The sequence below is a fragment of the Xanthomonas hydrangeae genome (genome assembly GCF_032697525.1).
In the GTDB taxonomy this organism is placed as follows: domain Bacteria; phylum Pseudomonadota; class Gammaproteobacteria; order Xanthomonadales; family Xanthomonadaceae; genus Xanthomonas; species Xanthomonas hydrangeae.
In genome coordinates this window covers 282,984-305,009 of the sequence record NZ_CP103836.1, presented here as the reverse complement: position 1 = coordinate 305,009, position 22,026 = coordinate 282,984, and the positions used below count along the sequence as shown (strand labels likewise).

General features: G+C 63.6%; 13 protein-coding genes and 1 pseudogene. 10 read left to right on the top strand and 4 right to left on the bottom strand.

Annotated features, from left to right (window positions below; all coding sequences use genetic code 11):
* Window positions 1–84: 84 nt before the first annotated feature.
* The 6 genes and pseudogenes from soxR (at window position 85) to NYR97_RS01265 (ending at window position 10,897) form a co-directional block, all read left to right on the top strand.
* Window positions 85–531 (top strand): redox-sensitive transcriptional activator SoxR, encoded by a 447-nt coding sequence (gene soxR, locus NYR97_RS01290; protein WP_316698479.1) that lies wholly within the window; start codon window positions 85–87, stop codon window positions 529–531.
* Window positions 532–1,120: 589 nt separating this feature from the next.
* A pseudogene (locus NYR97_RS01285) lies at window positions 1,121–3,124 on the top strand (M1 family metallopeptidase).
* A gap of 790 nt (window positions 3,125–3,914) precedes the next feature.
* Window positions 3,915–7,073 carry a TonB-dependent receptor gene (locus NYR97_RS01280; RefSeq protein WP_316696225.1) on the top strand — a complete coding sequence of 1,053 codons (3,159 nt, stop codon included), beginning with the start codon at window positions 3,915–3,917 and terminating at the stop codon, window positions 7,071–7,073.
* Between the two features lie 450 nt (window positions 7,074–7,523).
* Complete coding sequence (locus NYR97_RS01275) at window positions 7,524–8,285, top strand: SapC family protein (protein ID WP_316696223.1); 762 nt, start codon at window positions 7,524–7,526, stop codon at window positions 8,283–8,285.
* A 25-nt stretch (window positions 8,286–8,310) separates the two neighbouring features.
* The gene (locus tag NYR97_RS01270; protein ID WP_316696222.1) at window positions 8,311–9,339 is read left to right on the top strand and encodes a cupin-like domain-containing protein; all 1,029 of its coding nucleotides are present in this window, start codon (window positions 8,311–8,313) and stop codon (window positions 9,337–9,339) included.
* A gap of 40 nt (window positions 9,340–9,379) precedes the next feature.
* Window positions 9,380–10,897: a tryptophan halogenase family protein gene (locus NYR97_RS01265; protein WP_316696221.1), complete on the top strand. Its 1,518-nt coding sequence runs from the start codon at window positions 9,380–9,382 to the stop codon at window positions 10,895–10,897.
* 15 nt (window positions 10,898–10,912) lie between these two features.
* On the opposite strand, the gene NYR97_RS01260 is transcribed toward NYR97_RS01265, so the two are convergent.
* From NYR97_RS01260 to NYR97_RS01245, 4 genes are all read right to left on the bottom strand, one after another.
* Entirely contained in the window at window positions 10,913–11,920 is a 1,008-nt protein-coding gene (locus tag NYR97_RS01260) for an MBL fold metallo-hydrolase (RefSeq protein ID WP_316696219.1), read from the bottom strand.
* Between the two features lie 541 nt (window positions 11,921–12,461).
* A complete protein-coding gene (locus NYR97_RS01255; protein WP_316696217.1) occupies window positions 12,462–12,866 on the bottom strand; it encodes a hypothetical protein in 405 nt (134 codons plus the stop codon).
* Between the two features lie 127 nt (window positions 12,867–12,993).
* On the bottom strand, window positions 12,994–14,391 hold the full coding sequence (locus NYR97_RS01250; RefSeq protein WP_316696215.1) for a trypsin-like serine peptidase: 1,398 nt from the start codon (window positions 14,389–14,391) through the stop codon (window positions 12,994–12,996).
* A gap of 469 nt (window positions 14,392–14,860) precedes the next feature.
* Window positions 14,861–16,246 carry an APC family permease gene (locus NYR97_RS01245; protein ID WP_316696213.1) on the bottom strand — a complete coding sequence of 462 codons (1,386 nt, stop codon included), beginning with the start codon at window positions 16,244–16,246 and terminating at the stop codon, window positions 14,861–14,863.
* A gap of 194 nt (window positions 16,247–16,440) precedes the next feature.
* Between NYR97_RS01245 and NYR97_RS01240 the strand changes: the two genes are divergently transcribed.
* The 4 genes from NYR97_RS01240 to NYR97_RS01225 all read left to right on the top strand — a co-directional run bounded on the left by NYR97_RS01240 (window position 16,441) and on the right by NYR97_RS01225 (window position 21,835).
* On the top strand, window positions 16,441–17,205 hold the full coding sequence (locus NYR97_RS01240) for a LuxR family transcriptional regulator (protein WP_316696211.1): 765 nt from the start codon (window positions 16,441–16,443) through the stop codon (window positions 17,203–17,205).
* Window positions 17,206–17,390: 185 nt separating this feature from the next.
* Window positions 17,391–18,332: a proline iminopeptidase-family hydrolase gene (locus NYR97_RS01235; protein WP_210763138.1), complete on the top strand. Its 942-nt coding sequence runs from the start codon at window positions 17,391–17,393 to the stop codon at window positions 18,330–18,332.
* 775 nt (window positions 18,333–19,107) lie between these two features.
* Window positions 19,108–20,169: a pectate lyase family protein gene (locus NYR97_RS01230; protein WP_210763139.1), complete on the top strand. Its 1,062-nt coding sequence runs from the start codon at window positions 19,108–19,110 to the stop codon at window positions 20,167–20,169.
* 277 nt (window positions 20,170–20,446) lie between these two features.
* Window positions 20,447–21,835 carry an amino acid permease gene (locus NYR97_RS01225; RefSeq protein WP_316696208.1) on the top strand — a complete coding sequence of 463 codons (1,389 nt, stop codon included), beginning with the start codon at window positions 20,447–20,449 and terminating at the stop codon, window positions 21,833–21,835.
* The last annotated feature ends 191 nt before the right edge of the window (window positions 21,836–22,026 follow it).

Sequence of the window (22,026 nt, the reverse complement as noted above, 5' to 3'; positions counted from 1 at the left end):
AACGTGAGCACAGCCATGACATCGGTGCTTGCACCGGTCATGGCCGCGCAGCATCCTGCCTCAACCGAGGTTGAGGTCAAAGCAATGCAGCGTGAGTTGTCCGTGGGCGAAGTGGCCAAGCGCAGTGGCGTGGCGGTGTCGGCATTGCATTTCTACGAGCGCAAGGGCTTGATCCGCAGCCTGCGCACCGCAGGCAACCAACGCCGTTATGCGCGCGATGTGTTGCGGCGGATTGCGGTGATCCGCGTGGCGCAGCGGCTTGGCGTGCCCTTGCAGCAGGTGCTGGAGGCGTTCTCGGTGTTGCCGGAGCAGCGCACCCCCACACGTGCGGAGTGGGCGCGCATGTCGGCGCGCTGGCGCGGACAACTGGATGCGCGCATTAGCGAACTACAGGCGCTGCGCGACCAGCTCACCGACTGCATCGGCTGCGGGTGTCTGTCGCTGCGCCGCTGCCGGTTGAGCAATCCGGGCGACAGCCTGGGCCACGACGGTGAGGGGGCTTTGCGACTGGGCAGCTTGATTGCGGAATAAGAGCGGCTAACAAAACGTAGCGAGCGGGCCTGGCGGTGAGTCTGGTTTTGTCGGCCGCGTCTTGGTGGATGCCGTCAGAAGTCCAGGTCAAACGCTGAGTGGATCGAGGGCGCGGCGCCCTCGCCGCTCGCGGGACACGCCGTAAATCCGTCCATGGAGGCTTGGTGGCGGCATCCATGCCGCCACACGGTCCCGCAAGCGGCGAGGACACCGCACCAGAGAGTGAGTCGGCTGCTTTGTTGAAAACATGCACACCGACCATCCCGACTGGTCCTTGCCTGCCCACCGTCGCGGGACCTTACGCGGCATGGATGCCGCGTAAGAGCCTACAGGGACGTACTTGCGGCGTGTCCCGCGATGGTGGGCGGGCAAGGGCCCCGCAGCCAATCAACAGACCAGCCGCTCTGCAGTAGTCAGGCGTGGGTCAGTTTTGGTAGCCGCTCTCAGCATCACCGGCATGCCGTCGCGCAGATCGTCGAACGGAGCGCTGCTGCCGCCGAATCGTGTACCGCCATCCGGGACCAATGGCATTCCCGCGCGCGGCGAGGCGCGCCGTAGGATGGGAGTCCCCCACGCCGCAGGACTTCGCATGACCCCCACCGTGCGCCGATCGCTTACCGTTGCACTGTCACTGGCGTGCGTTGCGCCCGCACTTGCCGCTCCCGCACCAGCCAGTTCCGCAACCGCAGCACCCGCTCCGGCCAGCCATTTCGATCCGCTGGCCTTGTTCGCGCCACTGCAACTGCCCGATGCACCCAACGCCTACCGCAGCGGCAGTGGCGTGCCCGGCCCGCTGTTCTGGCAGAACCGTGCGGATTACGACCTGAAGGCCAGCATCGACCCGGCGACCCACACGCTCACCGGCGAGGCGGCGATCCGCTACACCAACCGCAGCCCCGACACGCTGGACGTGCTGTGGCTGCAGCTGGACCAGAACATCTACCGCGCCGATGCGCGCGCTGCCGCCAGCCGGCCATCGCGCCGTACCCAGTTCACCGACGGCATGCAGATCGCCAGCATCGAGATCGACGATGGCGGGCGCCGCCAGCCGGCCCACTTCGTCGTCGACGACACCCGCCTGCGCGTGGACCTGCCGCAGCCGCTGGCCGGGCAGGGCAAGGCGCTGACCGTGCATATCCGCTACCGCTACACGATTCCCGGTACCTGGGGCGGGCGCACCGCGTTCAGTGCCCGCAAGCAGGGCGAGATCTACGAGATTGCGCAGTGGTATCCGCGCATGGCGGTGTACGACGACCTGCGCGGCTGGGACACGCAGCCGTATCTGGGCTCGGAGTTCTATCTGGAATACGGCGACTTCGATTACGCGGTGACCGTGCCGGAGGGCTTTCTGGTCGCCGGCTCCGGCGCGCTGACCAATCCGGCCGAGGTGCTCAGCCGCACCGAGCAGCAACGCCTGGAACAGGCACGCGGCAGCGATCGCACGGTGCTGATCCGCACGCCTGCCGAAGTGACTGCACGTGCGGCCAAGCCGACGGGCAAGGGCACGCAGACCTGGCGCTTCCATATGGACAACACCCGTGACGTGGCGTTTGCTGCATCGCCTGCGTTCGTCTGGGATGCCGCGCGCATCAAGCTGCCGGGTGGCAAGCAGTCGCTGGCAATGTCGGTGTATCCGCTGGAAGGCGTGGGCGCGGACAAGTGGAACCGCTCCACCGAATACGTCAAAGGCGCGATCGAACATTTCTCGCAGTGGTACCCGTATCCGTGGCCGGCCGCGCTCAATCTGGGCGGTTATGGCGCGGGCATGGAGTATCCGGGCATCGTTTTCGATGGTTTCGAAGACAGCGGCAAGGAGTTGTTCTGGATCACCGCGCACGAGATCGGCCACACCTGGTTCCCGATGATCGTCGGCTCCAATGAGCGGCGGCATGCGTTCATGGATGAAGGCTTCAATACCTTTATCGACGTGTACGCATCGGATGCCTTCAACAAGGGCGAATACGCGCCCAAGCGCGATTCGGAATATGCGCCCAAGGGGGGCAACCCGGTCGACGAAATCCTGCCGTTGCTGGCCGACACCAGCGCGCCGACGCTGATGGACAACGCCGATTCCACCAGCGAGACCTACCGCCATTCCTTGACCTACTTCAAGGGCGCGTTGGGGTTGGTGCTGTTGCGCGAGCAGATCCTGGGGCCGGACCGCTTCGATCCGGCCTTTCGCAAGTAGATCGCCACCTGGGCCTACAAACATCCCACGCCGTCGGATTTCTTCCGGCTGATGGAAAGCGAGAGCGGCGAAGATCTGGCCTGGTGGTGGCGCGGCTGGTATCTCAACAACTGGCAGCTGGATATGGGCATCAGCGAGGCGCATTACGTGGATCACGATCCTGCCAGGGGCGTGCAACTGACGCTGCGCAGCAGTCAGAAACTGGTGATGCCGGTGACGGTGCGCGTGGATCTGGCCGACGGCAGCCACCTGGACCGCCGCGTGCCGGTGGAAACCTGGCTGCAGAACACCGCGCCCAAGCTGACGCTGCCGACCACGCAGAAGGTGCTGCACGTGCGACTGGATCCGGATCACGCGCTGCCCGATGCACAGCGTGGCGACAACCAGGTGGATGTGATCGGCTAGCGGCGCCGATGCAATCGTCCGCGCTGCAATGGCGCGGATGCGCGGGACGCAGACACGACGGAGGCATGCCAAAAACGGCGCAATCGATTTCAGCGATTGCGCCGTTTTTTGTATCTGCTTGCATGGCCATCTACGCTGCGCGTTGCTGTAGCGGATGTGCTCGCATGGTTCGCGATGGTGTTGCCTTGCAGCGTCAACAGTGCCGTTGTGCCGCACTTGCGTAGTGCGATCGCAGTGACACTTTGCGCAACTTTTGAAAGCGGCGTTGTGGCAATCATCGCCCTGGCCTGAAGCGCCAATACCAAAGCGCAATCACTGCAGTGGCTGCTGATAACGCTTACAGCCACGGCAGGTCTGCGTATGCCGTGCGGGCTCAAGCGCGCGTGTTGTTGAGTGCCTGGATGTGTCACCGCGTGTTTGTTGCAACGCAGGGTGACAAGCACCGACACGCGTGACTAGTCTGCGCCGCGTGGTAGCGCTATCACGCTTGATGTAGCGATCGCAGTCGTTCAACAAGGTGGCGCACAAGCCTGCGTCAACCACAGATTCCAGGGTAGGGAAGGCAGTCGCACGTGCTGTACAGATCGTTGCAGGCAGCGTCCGTCATGGACGTGGCGCGTGCACGGTTGGCATCAGGGGGATCCGCCGTTGGTTCGATGCGGGGGATCAGATGACGTTCTGCAACGGAAGGTATGTCGCGTGCCGTGCAAGGCGCGTGGCCAGACAATCGCCGCGTCGCATTCCGCGACGACGGCCGTGGGTGTTGGACTCCAGACCCGAGGATAGATCGATGCGTCGTACGTTGAGCAATTTCAAGTCCAAGGCCATGTTCACCTTCGTCGGTGGCCTGTTGGTCATCAATCCGGCCTTCGCGCAGGACGTTCCCGCGCCGCCAGTGCCGCCGCCGCAATCCAGCGCGCAAACCGCCACCACGCTCGACGCCGTCAACGTGACCGGCATTCGCAGCAGCCTGGATCAATCGATGGGCATCAAGCGCGACGCTGCCGGCGTGGTGGATGCGATCAGCGCCGAAGACATCGGCAAATTTCCCGATACCAATCTTGCCGAGTCGCTGCAACGCATCACCGGCATCTCGATCGAACGCCGCGACGGCGAAGGCGCGCAGGTCACCGCCCGCGGCTTCGGCCCGCAGTTCAATACGGTCACGCTCAACGGCCGGCTGATTCCCGGTGCCGACGCCTTCGGCGCGCCAGGACAGACGCCGATCGGCGGCGTGGACGTGGGCACGCGCGCCTTCAACTTCGCCCAGCTCGCCTCCGAGGCCATCACCGGGATCGAGGTCTACAAGACCAGCCGCGCCACCGCGCCCAGCGGCGGGATCGGCGCCACCATCAACATCCAGACCGACAAGCCGTTCAATCATTCCGGTGTGGTGGCCAATGCCGGCGCCAAGATGGTGTCCGACCGTTCGCAGCCGTTCGGCGATTCGCTCACCCCGGAAGTGTCGGGCATTTTCAGCTACACCAATCCCGACAAGACCTTCGGCATCGGCTTGAGCGGCAGCTACCAGAAGCGTCATGGCGGCTCGGTGCAGGCCACCGAAAACACCTGGAACATCCAGCCCTGGACCGGTACCGATCCAGCCTTGCGCCCGGGCGCGGTGGTGACCAACGCGCCGGCGATCGGCCAGCTGTACGGCATGCCCAACGACCTGCGTTACGCATTCGCCGACTTCCACCGCGAGCGCACCAACGGCCAGGCGGTGGTGCAGTTCGCACCCAGCGACAGCCTGACCTTGACCCTGGATTACACCTATTCCTCCAATGAAATCCGCGAAGAACGAGGCGAGCAGGGCATCTGGTTGCAGCGCGCCAACAGCTTCACCGATCTGACCTTCGATACCGGCCAGGCGGTGGCAACGCCGATCTATCTGCGCGATGTCCCCAACGGTGCCAAGGACTTCGGCATGGAGCAGCAGCGCAACGAGCAGAAGTACACGCTCGGCTCGCTGGGCTTCAATGCGGATTGGCAGGTAAGCGACCGCTTCCAGTTGTCGTTCGATGCGCACAACTCGAAAACCAAGAGCCTGCCCAACGATCCGATCACCGGCGGCAGTGCCACCTATTTCAGCTTCGCCGGCACCAACAACTGCGTCAACGGCCCGTCCTGCGGCGGTCAATGGGGGCAGGAGCTGCGCTTCAATAACGGGCTGCCGATCGGTGCGCGCACCTGGTATCCCACCGCTGCCGATTCGTTGGCCGGCACCAACGGTGTGGTCAATCCGGACTTCACCCCGGCCGAGCTCGGCTCGCAGGTGCTGCGCATCTACTATCAATCGCAGGTGACCGAGATCAAGGAAGGGCGCATGGATGGCACCTTCGACTTCGACGACGGCCGCTTTCAGTTCGGCGTGAGCAGCGCCAACACCACCATGAACCGGCTCACCAGCGACAACTATTCCACACTCGGCGATTGGGGCGTGGCCAATGCCGGCAACGAGCCGGGCATGCAGGCGTTGCTGCGCCCGGTGAGCATCACCGGCATGTTCAAGGACTTCAACGCCAACGGTGCGGCGCCCAACGCATGGCGCGGTGATGCCGATCAGCTGGCCCTGTGGGGTGGCAGCCAGTACGGCGCCACGACGCGCTACAACCCGAACTACAGCGCCGACAATCAGGTCGAAGAGAAGACCCGCGCCGCTTACGTACAGCTGGAATTGAAGGGCGATATCTCCGGCATGACCACCAATACGCGGCTGGGCTTGCGCTATGAGCGTACCGATGTGGAATCCACCTCGCAGGTGGCCACGCCCACCGCCTTGCTCTGGCAGGCCAACAACGACTTCCAGTTGTTGCGTTCCACCGACCTGCAGCCCTTCAGCGAAAAGACCAGCTACAACTACATCCTGCCCAATCTCGATTTCAGCATCGACATCACCGACCAGCTGAAAGGACGCGCCTCGTTCGGCCAGACCATTGCGCGTGCGCCTTACAACAATCTGATCGCCGGGCCGACGCCCAATACACCGAGCGGTTCGATCCTGATCAACCCCTCCACCCGCGCCTCCGGCAGTTCGCAGAGTCCCACGCTGGATCCGCTGGAATCGGACAACCTCGATCTGGCGCTGGAATGGTATTTCGCCGACGCCAGCTATCTATCGGCCACGTTCTGGAACAAGCGCGTCAGCAACTTCATCGGCAATACGGTGTCGCGCGAATCGCTGTACGGGTTGCGGGATCCCACCTCGGGGCCGGACGCGCAATCGGCGCTGGCCTTCCTGCAAAGCGGTGCCTGCGCCGCGCAAGTGGGCGCTTCGGGCAATGACGTTGCCGCTGCCTGTTCGGCCAACGACACCTCGCTGTTCGCGGCGATGGCGTTGTTGCGCAACGCCGCGGCCACCGGTGGATTGGCCGCCTATAACGGCAGTTCCGCGCAGAGTCTGGCCCTGGAGAATGCCTACGACATCGTTGGCAATGCCTCCGATCCGCTGTATCAGTTCGATGTGTCGCGGCCGGTCAACCAGAACAAGGCCAACATCCATGGTTGGGAACTGGGCGGGCAGTACTTCTTCGACACCACTGGCTTCGGTATCTACGCCAACTACACCATCGTCGAAGGCGATGTAGGCTTCGACAACACCGTGATCGATCGCGACCAGTTCGCACTGCTCGGTTTGAGCGACACCGCCAACGTCATGCTGATGTACGAAAAGTACGGCTGGAGCGCACGTCTGGCCTGGAACTGGCGCGACGAGTATCTGATCGCGGCAAACCAGGATGGCGCCAACCGCAATCCTTACTACGTCGAGGCCTACCAGCAATGGGACCTGAGCCTGAGTTACAGCTTCAGCAAGCAGCTGTCGGTGGGCTTTGAGGCGATCAACCTGACTGGCGAAGACGTGCGTTGGCATGGGCGTTCTGACAAGCAGATGATCCGCCTGATCGACCAGCAACCGCGTTATACGTTGGGTGTGCGTTATGCGTTTTGAGAGCGACTGACAAGCCGCTGCGCGCATCTCAGGTGCGCGTTGTGCGGTGTGCGGCGGGGTGGAAATCACCGCGCGCATGCTGCTCAGAGCGCACGGTTCGTGCGCTCCGACGGCAGCGCATAAGAGTTGGTTGGCCGCTCCGCGCAGATGAGTTAAGTCGTGATGTCTGCGCAGCCACCGATCCGGCTGGCGGCCGCGACCGCACTGCCAGGCTGGATGCCCGGACGCATCCGCTGCGATCGCCGACACGCAAACTGCCGCCAGCACGATGGTGGCTGGGGCATCGCCGCGACGCTGGTTGTGCGGGCCTGCCACCAATGCTGCTGTGCCGCTTGCCGGCTTCCTGCTTTTTGGCAATGCTCGACTCCAGCAGGCACGGCATGGTGCCGCATGATCGACTCATACCCCCGTAATGCGGTCGTCCATCGCGGATCACTGCTGGAGCTTCAGATGACGCGATACGCAGTGCTCAACAACGTGGCGCATCACGACATCCGCGTCATCCTGCGCTTTGGCGCCGAGTTCGGCGATGCGCTCGGCCTGGTGCCGGCCTTCGTCACCGAATTCGCCGAGCTGCAACGCGAATACCCGCTGTTTTTTCGCAAGGATCCTGTCACCGGCGCCTACCAGGCGGTGGCGCTGCTGGGCTTTGCACAGGACGAGAATCTGTTTCTGCAGGACGGGCGCTGGACTGCCGGTTACCTGCCGGGCATCGTCGCCAAGGGGCCGTTTCTGATCGGTTTCCAGGAGCAGCGCATCGACGGCGCCCTGGTGCAGGAGCCGGTGATCCATATCGACCTGGAGCACCCGCGCGTCAGCCGCGACGAAGGCGAGACGGTGTTTCTGCCGCAGGGCGGTCATAGCCCGTATCTGGAGCACATCATCAGTGTGCTGCGTGGCATTCGCGACGGCGTGGATGCGGGCCAGGCGATGGCGGCCACCTTCGATGCGCTGGGTCTGATCCAACCGGTGCAGCTGGACGTGACGCTGGATGCCAACCACGCCACCCATCTGCAAGGTCTGTTCGCCATCGACCGCGAGCGCCTTGCCGCGCTCGATGCGCAAGCGCTGCACCAACTGCATCAGACCGGTTATCTGGAAGGCGCATTCTTGATGCTGGCATCGCTACATAACGTGCGTCGGCTGATGGCAGAGAAACAACGTCGCCTGCAACACGCGCAGGCCGCGCCCGCTGCTGAAGCGTATGCCTGAGCGCATGGCTGTGAGCGCCTCCATCATGTCTTCAATTGCCGCAATCGCGCCCATCGCAGAGCGTACAGACTGCCGGCCTGACGCCTTGCCGCTTACTGCGCTCTGCGCCGCCGCCGAACCAGTGGTAGTGCGTGGCATCGCACGCGACTGGTCGTTGGTGCAGGCCGGGCTGCGCAGCCCCCACGAGGCGATGACGCTGCTGCGCGCGCACGACAGCGGACATGCCTTGCAGTATTCCCATGGCGGCCCGGAAATCGCCAGCCGGCCGTTTTACACCAACGACTGCAGTGCGCTGAATTTCGACGTGCAGCGTGGCACGCTGAGCACCTTGCTGGAGGCTATCGCCGCGCATCGCGATGACCCACAGCCGCCTACGTATTATCTGGCGTCGTTGCCGGTCGACAACCACCTGCCCGGCCTGCGTGCAAGCAACGATCTGGATTTCGCCGCCAGCGGCATCGCCGTGCAGCCGAGCATCTGGATCGGCAATCGCGTCATTGCCTCGTGTCATTACGACGCGCCCAACAACCTGGCGTGCTGCGCAGTGGGGCAACGTCGGTTCACGCTGTTTCCGCCAGAGCAGGTGGCCAACCTGTACCCCGGTCCGCTGGATCCCACGCCGGGTGGGCAGGTAGTGAGCATGGTGGATATCGCCAACCCGGATCTGCAGCGATATCCGCGATTTGCCGCTGCGCTGGCGCATGCGCGCACCACCGTACTGGAACCGGGCGATGCGTTGTTCATTCCCAGCATGTGGTGGCATCACGTGCAATCGCTGCAGCCGTTCAATGTGCTGGTCAACTACTGGTGGAGCAGCGCACCCGCGCAGTTGCCGGCGCCGATGCCTGCGCTGTATCACGCGCTATGGGCGATTCGCGACCGGCCGGCGTCCGAAAAAGACGCCTGGCGCGCATTGTTCGATTACTACGTCTTCGGTCCCGCAGAGCGTGCTGGTGAACATCTACCCCAGCAGGCGCGACATGCGTTGGGCCCGATCGACCCGATCCTCGCGCGACAACTGCGCGCCATGCTGATCGGCAAGCTCAATCGCTGATGGTCCATATCGCCCTACATGCATCCCACAGGAGTGCGCAGTGACCCAGGCCCCGATTCGCAAGGTCGTTATCGTCGGTGGCGGCACTGCCGGCTGGATCGCTGCCTGCGCGCTGTCGCACCAGTTCCGCGAGCTGCTCGAGATCACCCTGGTCGAGTCCGAGCAGATCGGCACCGTGGGCGTGGGCGAGTCCACGGTGCCGCCGATCCGCACCTTTCATCGCTTCCTGCAGATCGACGAGCAGGAGTTTCTGCGCGCAGTGGCCGGCACCTTCAAATTGTCCATCTCCTTCGAGCATTGGCGTCGTCAGGGCGAGCGCTATCTCCATCCGTTCGGCATCACCGGGCAAAGCACGCTGGTGTGCGCGTTTCATCACCTCTGGCTGGAAAGTCAGCGGCGTGGCATGCCTGGCACGTTCGGCGACTACTGTCTGGAAACCGTGGCCTCGCGCGTGGATCGCTTCGCACTGTTGCGCGAGCCTGCGGTCAATTACGCCTACCATCTCGACGCGGCGTTGTATGCCAAGTTTCTGCGCGCACGCAGCGAAGCGTTTGGCGCCAAGCGCATCGAAGGCAAGATCCAGCAAGTGACCCTGCAACCGGACAGTGGAGACGTCGCCACGCTGGTGCTGGAAGACGGGCAGGTCATCGATGGCGATCTGTTTATCGATTGCAGCGGCTTTCGCGGCCTGCTGATCGAGCAGGCGTTGCACACCGGCTACGAAGACTGGAGCCACTGGTTGCCGTGCGACCGCGCGGTGGCAGTGCAGACAGAAGCCGTCGGTCCGCCGGTGCCATACACCCGCGCCATCGCGCACGAGGCCGGCTGGCGCTGGCATATCCCGCTGCAGCATCGTGTCGGCAACGGCCTGGTGTTTTCAAGTCGCCATCTCTCCAATGACGAAGCCCACGCCAAGCTGCTGCGCGACGCGGCTGCGCCTGCGCTCAAGGATCCCTGGCTGGTGCCGTTCCGCACCGGCCGCCGGCGCAAGGCCTGGAACAAGAACGTGGTGTCGCTGGGCCTGGCCAGCGGCTTTATCGAACCGCTGGAATCCACCAGCATCCATCTCACCATCGCCGCAGTGGTGCGCCTGATCAGCTTGTTCCCCGCAGACGGCATCGCACCCTCGCAGGTGCAACTGTTCAACGACATCAGCCGCGCCGAAATGGAACACGTGCGCGACTTCATCATCCTGCATTACCACGCCACCCAGCGCGACGAACCGCTATGGCGCCAATGCCGTGAGATGGAACTGCCCGAGTCGCTCGCCTTGCGCCTACGCGCCTGGCGCGAACGTGCGCATGCCTGGCAAGGCGCCGATGAATTGTTTCGCGTCGACTCCTGGACCCATGTGCTGATGGGGCAGGGCATCATTCCTGCACAGCATCACCCGCTGGCGCGCGCAGTGTCCGATCGCGATCTGCATCGCCTGCTGGACGGCATCGCGCAGCCGATCCAACGCGCGGTGCAACAGATGCCATCGCAGCAGGCGTTTATCGATGCGTACTGCAAAGCTGACGCAAGCGCGTGGGGCCTGCGCAGCCCGGTGGTGGCGTAGTGCCCATCTGGTCCGCTACAACCGCATCAAATCCTTGCTGACCACGATCGGCCCGGCATAGTGCTTGCGCGCGCCCTCGCTCCACATCGCATCGGTGATCGTCGGGTCGCCGCCGGGTACGAAGTGATTGAGCACGAGCATTTTTGCGCCGGCCGCTGAAGCGATCTTGCCCGTTTCCTCGCTGGTGGAATGGCTCTTGAGCAGATGGTCGAGCAAGGTCGGCGCGTTGTCGTTGGTCTTGAGCATCTTTTCCAGCGCGGGCAAGTACATCACCTCGTGCACCAGGATGTCGGTGTCTTTAGCGAACTCGGCCAACGCGGGCAGGTAGCGCGTATCGCCGGAGAACACCACCGTGCGGTCGCGCGCGGCGAAGCGGTACGCAAATGCAGGTTTGAGCGTGTAGTGATCCACCAGCGTGGCGGTGACGGTGACCTGCTCGTTCTGCAGCACCGTGCCGGGCTGGTCGAACTCGTGCACTTGAATCAGCTGCTTGAACGGCGGGCGGCCTTCCTCACGAATGCGCGCATCGATGTCGATGGCATTCATCTCGACAAACGCATCCACCATCCTTGCGATACCGGGTGGGCCGTACAGGTGCACCGGCGTCTGCAGCCCGCTTGCCCACGCCAGCCACACCACGTTGAGCAGGTCGGCGTTGTGATCGGAGTGGTGATGGGTCAGGAAGATGTCGCGCAGCGTAGGCAGGCGGATGCCGGCTTTGGCCAGTTGCTGCGCAACCCCATTGCCGCAATCGATCAGGTAGGGCTGCCCGTCGATGACCAACGCATTGGCGGCTGCCGCGCGCAGCGGGGACGGCGTCGGGCCGCCCTTGGTGCCGAGCAGGACCAGCACGCTGCCGTTGGCCGGGAAGGGTGCTGGCGAGAGTGAATCCGATGACGAATCTGCATCCTTCTGCTCGCCGCGTAGTGCAGCGCCAAGCTGGCTTGCCATGCTCAGCGTGCCCGCAGCCAGCGCGATGCGCAGCACCTCGCGACGGGAACGGCGTGTAGAAGGTGCGGGCATTGCGGCTCCTGTCGAAGTATTGAGTACGCGTGCTGGCGCTGTATCAGGCTAGCGCGAGCCCCTCAGGCGTGCGACGACGCACTATAAGAGCAGCTAACAAAACCTGGCAAGCGCTTGCCTGTCAGTGAGTGCAGTGGTTTTGTCGGCCGCATCATGGTGGATGCAGTCAGAGGTCCAGATCAAACGCTGCGTGGGTCGAGGGCACGATGCCCTCACCGCTCGCGGGACACGCCGTAAACCCGTCTCTGGGGGGCTCGGTGCCGGCATCCATGTCGCCACACGGTCCCGCAAGTGACGAGGACACCACGCCAGACAGCTTGCCGGCTGTTTTATTGAAAGCCATGCGCACCGATCACCTCGACTGGTCCTTGCCCGCCCACCGTCGCGGGACCTTACGCGGCATGGATGCCGCGTAACAGCTTACAGGGACGTACTTGCAGCGTGTCCTGCGACGGTGGGCGGGCAAGGGCCCTGCAGCCCTGCAGCAGATCAGCTGGCCTGCAGTAGATTTGCGTCAAGTAGGTTTGTTGGCCGCTCCAAGTCAAAGTTCTTGCGCAATGAACTCGCTCAGTGCAGGCGAACGATAGAAGCCCATGCATTGCGCAAAGATCCTGTTGAACGGGCCTCGCCGCGCTTCGTCCTTCATCGGCACTTCGGCACGATAAAAGTCCGCCGTCTGCTCGGCGACATAGCGATGCAGGCGGTCGGTGGCGCCGGCCTTGGCATTGTCCAGCGCATAGGTCGTCAGCAGATACGAGCGATCGCGCAGCTGATCGGAGGTGTATTTGCCGCTGCGCGCATAGTTGTTGTCCAGGCATAGCTGCAGCGCGTATGCCTTGACCTCGTCGCGATTGGCGGGCTTGCCGGCTGCGCCGGCGGCGACCTGCAGCGACAAGGTCGCCAGTGCAAGTGCGGCGATGAGAGGGCGATTGCGTTGAACGGGCATGCAGATCCAGGTGAAGGACGAGCTGCCAAGTCTGCATCATCAAGCCGATGCAGATGAAGTGCTGTACGTCCGCCAAGTGCAGCTGCACGTGGCAGACGAGACACCGCCTGCCACGTGCAGCAACCGCTTACGGGCCGAAGTAGGTGGAGATGCTGGAATACACGTCCGAGAAGCGCGAGTAGTAGTCCGGATCGGTCTGCGCGCTGCAGAACGAGTAGCCGCCATACAGGCCGCCGCGCAGCTGATACGCGCCACCGCTGGCGACGGTGAACAGGCCCGAGCCGGACGAGCCGCCTTCGGTCACGCCATCGTTCCAGACCACGCGGTACAGCGGGCTCTTGCCGTCGATGGAGGTGCTCAGCCCATTCACGCTGCCCAGCGAGTACTTCTTGACGTCGCCGGACGGGTGATGGATGCCGACAATCGCGGTACCGGTGGCGCCGATCGCCGCGCTGTTCCATGCCGCGTAGAACGCGCCGCTTGGCGGTGCGGTCTTCAGTTCCAGCAATGCGGTGTCACGCGTGGTATTGGCGTGGCGCAGGAACGCACCACCGCTCAGCGTGGTTGCCTGCGAACTTGCAGTGTTGCCGTTGCAGCTGGCCGCATCGTAGAACCAGTAGGTCTGCAGCGAGTTGGCGACGGTCTGCGTGCTGATGCAGTGCGCGGCGGTCCAGAACAGATTGCGCTTGGGCGAGTTGGTGTTGTTGAGCAAGGTGCCGGTGCAAAGGAACGAGCCCTGGCTGGTGGTGAACACCATGCGTGCCACCGCTTTTGCCGCACTGGTGAAGCCGGCGGTGGGATTGGCGCGGCAGACGATATCGTTCTGGCAGGAATCGCTTTCGCCAATGGCAATGGTCATCATGTCGCGCGCGCTGGCGGTGGGGCTGATGTCCAGATGCGACAGCTGCGGAATGCTCAGGCTGAAGTTCTCCGGATACTGGCCAGCCGGCAGCGAGAGTTCGACCAACAGATTCTCGCCGCTCACGGTCGGCGACCAACCGATGTCGTTGCCGCCGGTAGCGAAGCTTGCACCGGATTGCTCGAACACGCGGCCGTCGTCGCCGGCAAAGCGTAGCGTCACCTTGGACGGATCGCCCGGCGTCGCGCCGGCACCACGCAAAGTTAACGAGGCACGCAAGGAGGCCGCCTGTGCAGAGCTGACCTTCAAGGTCGCAACGCGCGAGCCATCATTGGCCATCTGCCAATCTAGCGTGCCCAGATTCACCAAAGGTTTGGCGACCGCGCGCGAAAAACCGATCTGCAAGGGCTGCCCATGTTTGACCTGTGCAATGCGGCGCTCACGCACGCGACCGATCTCGGTGCTGGTGGGCGCAGTGAGTTGCACCACGCGCGTGGGCAGGATCCCGCCACGCAGACTTGCCGATTGCAATGTTGCCGCGCCAAGTTTGGCCGCTTGCGGCGCAGTGCTCACCGGCGCTGCGTCCATCTCGGTCGGCGGGGCTGCCAGTGCGGAGCCGGAAAGGGCGGAAAACAGCGCCAGGTACAACGCATTCTTGCGATTCATGGGTAGTCCTTACTCGTCAGGGAACGACAGGCTGCGGCGGGGGCCGCAGCGTGCGGGCGCCATCAGTGGCGCCGAACGAGACTAGCGAATGTTTAAAGCTGAATATGTGCTGAAAATCTCGTTCAGAGGTCGGCAGTCAAGAAAAAGATGATCGCGTTCGGAAGCATAAATCTGGATTTGTCACGCACGCACGGTGCGACCCGACGCGTATGGAAGGCGTCATCGGGATGGTTGGGTAAACGGCGCATGCGCAAGCGTCCAGCGTAGTGCGGCAGCGCGGGGGAAATCGCGGGCAGACGCATGCGCGCGGCCGCGCAAACGATCATGGAAAGCGTGCGATGGCGTAGTCCCGGCGAACGCCTGATAACGCTTGCACACCGTGCGCGCTGCACGGCCTGATACTCAAGGTCCATTGCCGACGATCACTGCATAGCAGCGCAGTGCTACACAGCGACACCGGCAGCTGCCGCTATTCCAACGCGTCGCTGGCGCGGAACTCGGTGGAGCGGCCGCTGACTTTCAGGAACGCCAACACCATTAACCCCACCGCCATCCACGCGGTGCCGCCCAATTGCGCGTGCCGGTCGGCATTGATCAACACGTAGGCCAGGATCACGATGCCGATCAACGGCGTCGCAACATGCAATGGCAGGCTACGGCCTCGCCCACGGAAGTGCCACAGCACCGCAACGTGCAACAGGATGAAAGCGGTGAGCGCGCCGACGTTGCACAACGAGGACAGCAACGCGATCTGGCCGACGAACACTTCGCCCAATACCATGCTCAAACCCGCAACCAGCAGGATGGCGCGCTGCGGCACGCCGGTACGCGGATGGATGTAGCGCAAGAACCCCGGCAACTGACGGTCGCGCGCCATGGCGAACAACAAGCGCGAGGTGGCCGCCTGCGCAACCAGCGAATTGGCAATCGCGGCGCTGATCGCCACCGTGAGCGCGATGACGATCTGCAGCCACGGCCCGGCAATGAGCCGGCCGATCTCGAAGAACGCATCGTTGGAGGCCTGTGCGCTGGGGTAGCGCTGCAGGTTCGGCTGCAGCAATGCGGCCAGCCAGGTTTGCAGCACGAACAGGCCGGCCACCATCAGCAGCGCCATCAAGGTGGCGCGTCCGACCACACGGTTGCCGCCACGGGTTTCTTCCGACAGCGTGGAGATCGCATCGAAGCCCAGAAACGACACCACCGCCACCGACAACGCACTGAAGATCAGTTGCGGCGAAAATGCTTGCGGGTTGTAGAACGGACGCAGGTTCCAGCGCGCACCGTTGACGCCGCGCTGGATCGCCAGGCTCGCCAGCACCACGAATACCGCCAGCACCAGCAACTGCGCATACAGAAAAAAACGATTGGCCCGCGCAGTGGTTTCGATGCCGCGCAGATTGACCACGGTATTGAGCACCACGAAGAACGCGATCCACGCCGGCTGCGGCACTGCCGGCAACACGTTGTGCATCGCATTGGCGCCCACCACGTACAGCAGGGTGGGCACCAACAGATAGTCGAGCAGGATCGCCCAGCCGGCGAGAAACCCCATGCCGCTGCTCAATCCGCGCCCCACGTACGCATACACCGAACCGGCCACCGGAAACGCCTGCGACATCTGCTGGTAGCTCAAGGCGGTGAACAGCATCGCCACGAAGCCGACCAGATAGGTCAGCGGCACCATTCCCGCGCTGATATCGAATACGCCACCGAAGATGGAAAACGGCGCGGTCGGCACCATGAACACCAGCCCGTAGATCAGCAGATCCTTGAGCGTGAGCTGTCGCTTGAGCTCCTGGGTGTAGCCAAAGCGTTCCAGCGTGGCCGCGTCGTCGCGGCGTGGTGTGTCGGTCATGCAGGTATCCGCTGAAAGGAATGCCGGGTCGCACGACATGCGCGGTTGGGCGCTTGTCCGTGAATGCTGCGTTGCAGCTAGCTGACCGGCATTGTGACGATAATGTGGCCGACAAGCCCATCCATTGGTAAAAGTGCTAGGTTTTCCATGCTGGATGTCGTCCAGCGGCACCTGCTGTCATCGAAGGACCCACCATGTTCGACACGCTGGCCAGCCTGGGCCGAGATTTGCAGGCGCTGCATACGCTCAATGCCTGCCTGGATCGGGTGTTTCGCGACGTCTGTGCGTTCGGTTTCCAGTCGCTGGTCTACGACTACGCGCCGGTCCCGCTGAGTATGGAGGGCGCGCTGATCACGCCATCGGTGTTCATGCAGCGCAACGCGCCGGGCGACATGCGCCATGTCTGGTGCGAGCATGGGTACTACCAACATGACCCTGTTCAGCAGCGCGCAACGCGGCGCATGATGCCATTCGTGTGGTCGTACCGTACCGACGGCGATCAGGAAGGTGTGGAATATGTCGGCGGCCAGCATCGGCAGGTGACGCGTTATCTGTGCGATAGCGGCATGGGAACCGGTGTCACCGTGCCCTTGCATTTGCCTGGCGGTGCTTTCGCGACCTTCAGTGGCGCAGTCGATGCGGCTGCGGCCGAGGCACCACGGCTGGCCGAAGCGCAGCTGTCGCCATTCTTGTTACTGGCACACGCGTTTCAGGCCCGCGCGCAGGAACTGCTGGATCCGCAGGAACGCCGCTGTCACCACATCGCATTGACCCGCCGCGAGCGCGAGTGCCTGCAGTACTCGGCCAAGGGGCTGACCGCCAAAAGCATCGCGGCCGCGCTCAATCGCTCTACCGCCACGGTGAATCTGCATCTGAACTCGGCCGCACGCAAACTGGGCGCGCGCAATCGCGTCGAGGCGGTGGTGCGCGGGATGCATTATCGATTGCTGGAGCCGTAAACGAAGTCTGCGGCTATCGATCGCAGCATGCGATCGGCAGGCTGGATCGCCTATTTGGTTGAAACGGCATTGCGCGCCCAACCGCGCGTCTGAAACCGCCATCAACCTGAGAGTTTTACCAGTTAGCGTGCGCAGGCCGGGTCGCTAGGCTGAGCGCTCACTATTGCCGTAGGCAGGCGCAGGTCATGCAGTCCACTGAGGGTTATGTCCAATTCCGTGGGTACCGCACCTGGTACCGCATCACCGGCGACCTGCGCAGTGACGCCTGCCCGCTGATCGTCCTGCACGGCGGCCCCGGCTGCACCCACGACTATGTGGACAGCTTCAGGGACCTGGCTGCCAATGGCCGCGCGGTCATCCATTACGACCAGCTCGGCAACGGCAACTCCACCCATCTTCCCAATGCCGACCCCGGTTTCTGGACGGTGGGGCTGTTTCTGGACGAGCTGCAGACCCTGATCACCCACCTTGGCCTGTCGCAATACGCGTTGCTGGGGCAGTCGTGGGGCGGCATGCTGGCGGCCGAGCATGCGGTGCGCCGGCCGGCCGGTCTGCGTGCCTTGGTGATCGCCAACTCGCCGGCATCGATGGGCCTGTGGCGCGCCGCCGCGCTGCGCTTGCGTGCACGCCTGCCCGAACACATCCAGGCGGCACTGGACGAGCACGAGGCCGCCGGCACGCTGGAGCATCCGGCGTACCGCGCCGCCAGCCAGGTGTTCTACGCGCAGCACGTCTGCCGGCTGCTGCCATGGCCCGCGGAAGTGGCGCGCACCTTCGCCGCCATCGATGCCGACCCCACCGTCTACCACGCCATGAACGGCCCGACCGAATTCCACGTGGTGGGCAGCCTGCGCAACTGGAGCATCATCGAACGCCTGCATCGCATCACCGCGCCGGCACTGGTGCTGTCCGGCAAATACGATGAGGCCACGCCGGAAACCGTCGAGCCTTACGCACGCCTGATCCCGGACGCCCACTGGCATGTGTTCGCCAATTCCAGCCATATGCCGCACGTGGAAGAACGCGCTGCCTGCATGCGGCTGGTGGGCAACTTCCTCGACGACCACACGCCGTGGCCCGGCGAGCAGCTGGTGCATACATCGGCGCTGGCGAGTCGCGCTGTTTGAGCTGCCGGTGTCTGTGCATGCGGCGTGCCTGGCGCGTTGACGCTTCAGCGCTTCCTCGTATCGACTGAACTTGCGCTGCGCTGCTTTCGCATCGCATGCGTCTGCGCGAGCAATGGTTGACGTGGATTCGGCAGTGGCTGGTGTCGCCATGCGCGAGTAGCGCGGCATTGCATCCCCGCAATGCGGTGCCGAGCAGCGAGCCCAGGTCGAACATGGTCTGACCCACGACGTTGTCGCGCTCAAGCGCTACGACGTTGTCCATCGCGATAGTGGTGCGTGCAGCACTCGCCAGCCGTTGTGATCGAGCTGCAGCATCAAGTGCGCGTCACCTCCAGCAAGACCGCACGTCATAACGCAGGCACGTGCGCCTGATAGCAGTCTGTCGCTTCGCACCATCACTCACTTCGATGCAGATAGTCCTGCACCTCCACTGACGTGCAGCGCGTCGCCATGCGGCCGGCACTGCAGCGTCCCATCTGCGACTACCACGCGCAATCAAACGCGCGCGTGAGCAAGTGCCGCATCGGCATGCGTTTGCAGACATGAAAACAACATCGCGCACCTTGCAGCAGTGTCCTGTCCTGCATGTCTCCCGCTGTCTCTTTTGCATGTCCTGCAAGGAGAACACCGTGGTGCGTCAAAGTTTCAGAGATGGATAATTGTTTTATGTTTTAAACCGCGCGAAGAATGCGGCCCCCACGCACCGCTTTGCCGCCGTCGATGCCATTGCGCCGACGCCACGCATCGCTTTTCGATTTCATTTGGGAGAGGCTGCATGATCATCAAGACACGCAATGGCGCACTCGCGCTTGCACTGTCCGCTTGCGCTGCGAGTGCCATCGCCGGCCCGGTCGGGTACGGTGCCGCCACCACCGGCGGCGGCAACAAGACCCCGGTCAACGTCGCCACGTTCGAAGCGATGCAGGCCGCCATCGACAGTTATTCCGGCAGTGGCGGGCTGGTGCTCAACTACACCGGCAAGTTCGACTTCAGCACCATCAAGGACGTCTGCGCGCAGTGGAAGCTGCCGGCCAGGACGGTGCAGATCAAGAACAAGAGCGACGTCACCATCAAGGGCGCGAACGGCTCGGCCGCCAACTTCGGTGTGTGGGTGGTGGGCAACGCCAACAACATCATCATCCAGAATATGACCATCGGCCTGCTGCAGGGCGGCGAAGACGCCGATTCGATTTCGCTGGAAGGCAATTCCAGCGGTTCGCCGTCCAGGATCTGGGTCGACCACAACACCGTGTTCGCTTCATTGACCAAGTGCTCCGGCGCCGGCGATGCCTCGTTCGACGGCGGCATCGACATGAAGAAGGGCGTGCACCACGTCACCGTGTCCTACAACCACGTCTACAACTACCAGAAGGTCGCGCTCAACGGATTCAGCGACAGCGACACCAAGAACTCGGCCGCGCGCACCACCTATCACCACAACCGCTTCGAGAACGTCGAGTCGCGCGTGCCGTTGCAGCGTCGCGGGCTGAGCCACATCTACAACAACTACTTCAACAACGTCACCACCTCGGGCATCAATGTGCGCATGGGCGGCGTGGCGAAGATCGAATCCAACTACTTCGAGAACATCAAGAACCCGGTGACCTCACGCGACAGCAGCGAGATCGGCTACTGGGACCTGATCAACAACTACGTCGGCAGCGGCATCACCTGGGGCACGCCGGATGGCAGCAAGCCCTACGCCAACGCCACCAACTGGATCACCACCAAGGTGTTCCCCGAACCGCTGGGCTACACCTACAGCATCACCCCGGCCGCGCAGGTCAAGGCCAAGGTGATCGCCACTGCAGGTGCCGGCAAGAACCTGGCGGAATGATCGGCCACAAGACGTTGCAGTGACACCGATCCCCGGCTTGCCCGGGGGTCTTTGTATGCGGCATGCAGCGTGCGGCGGATTTGTCCACCAGCTGCGTGCAGTGAAGCGGGTCTGGAGCGTGTCACGCACTTGGAGGCCAGTGCGAACGAGCTGCTGGTACGATGAGGCAAGGCGCGATTGCCTGGCTTGTCCACTCTTTCGCCAGGCCCGCGTCAAGAGGCGCGGCAGGCGCCGCGACGCGGTATCGTGTCGCGATTCCATCTCTTCAAGCCCGTCCATGCCGCTTCCGACCGATCCCGTTGCTGAGAACGCTCCGTCCGCCGCGCCCGCGTTGCGCCATGCGTTGAAACCGCGGCAATTGATGATGATGGGCCTGGGCACGGCAATCGGTGCCGGGCTGTTTCTGGGCTCGGGCGTGGGCATCCACGCGGCGGGACCGGCGGTGCTGGTGTCGTACCTGATCGCCGGGGCCCTGGTGATCATCGTGATGAATGCGCTGGGAGAAATGGCCGCGTCCAAGCCGACCAGCGGCGCGTTCTCGGTGTATGCGGCCGATGCGATGGGGCCGACCGCCGGTGCGACGGTGGGCTGGTTGTGGTGGCTGCAGATCGTGGTGGTGATCGCGGCCGAAGCGGTCGGTGCGGCAGGCTTGCTCGCCTCGGTGTGGCCGGCGTTGCCGGTACCGCTGTTGGCGGTGCTGTTCATGGCCACTTTCACGGCGATCAATCTGCTGGGCGTGCGCAACTTCGGCGAGTTCGAATTCTGGTTCGCCATCCTCAAGGTCGCCGCGATCATCGTGTTCCTGCTGATCGGCGTGGCCTTGCTGGCGGGTTGGTTGCCGGATGTGGTGTCGCCGGGGCTGTCCAACTTCACCCAGCACGGCGGATTCGCCCCGAAGGGTCTGGTGGGCGTCGGCTCGGCGTTGCTGGTGGTGGTGTTCGCCTTCGGTGGCACCGAGATCGTGGCGGTGGCCGCCGCGGAAACCGCAGACCCCGGTCGCAGCCTGGCACGCACCATTCGTACCGTGGCCTGGCGCATTCTGGTGTTCTACATCGGCTCGATCAGCGTGATCGTGGCGGTGGTGCCGTGGACCAGTGCGGCGCTCAGCTCGCCGTTTGCCGCGGTGCTGGAGGTGGCGCGCATCCCCGGCGCGGCCACCGCCATCACCCTGGTCGCCGTGGTGGCCTTGTTGTCGGCGCTCAACGCCAATCTGTATGGCGCCTCGCGGATGATCTTTTCGCTGGCACAACGCGGCGAAGCGCCGCGCCTGCTCGGCAGGACCAGCGGCGAGCAGGTGCCGCTGGTGGCGGTGATCGCCAGCGTGTTGTTCGGCTTCGCGGCAGCAGCGTTGGAGTTGCTGTATCCCAACAAGGTATTGCCGATGCTGCTCAATATCGTCGGTGCCACCTGTCTGCTGGTGTGGACGATCTCGTTGCTGTCGCAGCTGATTCTGCGCGCACGCGCCGACCGCGCCGGCATCACGTTGCCGTTCCGTATGCGCGGGTATCCGTTTCTGACCCTGCTGGCGCTGGCGATCCTGGCGGTGATCTTCGTGCTGCTGGCCTCGTCGGCAGACACCCGTGCGCAGTTCCTGTCGATGGTCGGTTTGACTGCGGTCATTGCGGTGGTCAGCGAAGTGGCGCGACGCGTCCGTAGCCGGCCGTGACCATCTGGGTCCACGTGCGGAGCGCGTGATCATGCAGCAGCGAAAAGCAGGCTGCAGTGAGCTTGTGCACACCTTCGAAGCGAGAACGCGCGAGCAGTCTTGCGGTTTCTTTGCCATCCAGCAGGCGAGCCTCTGGATCTGCTGATCCAGGTCAGCTACTGTCGTTTGGTCGAACTTGTTCGTTGCATCGA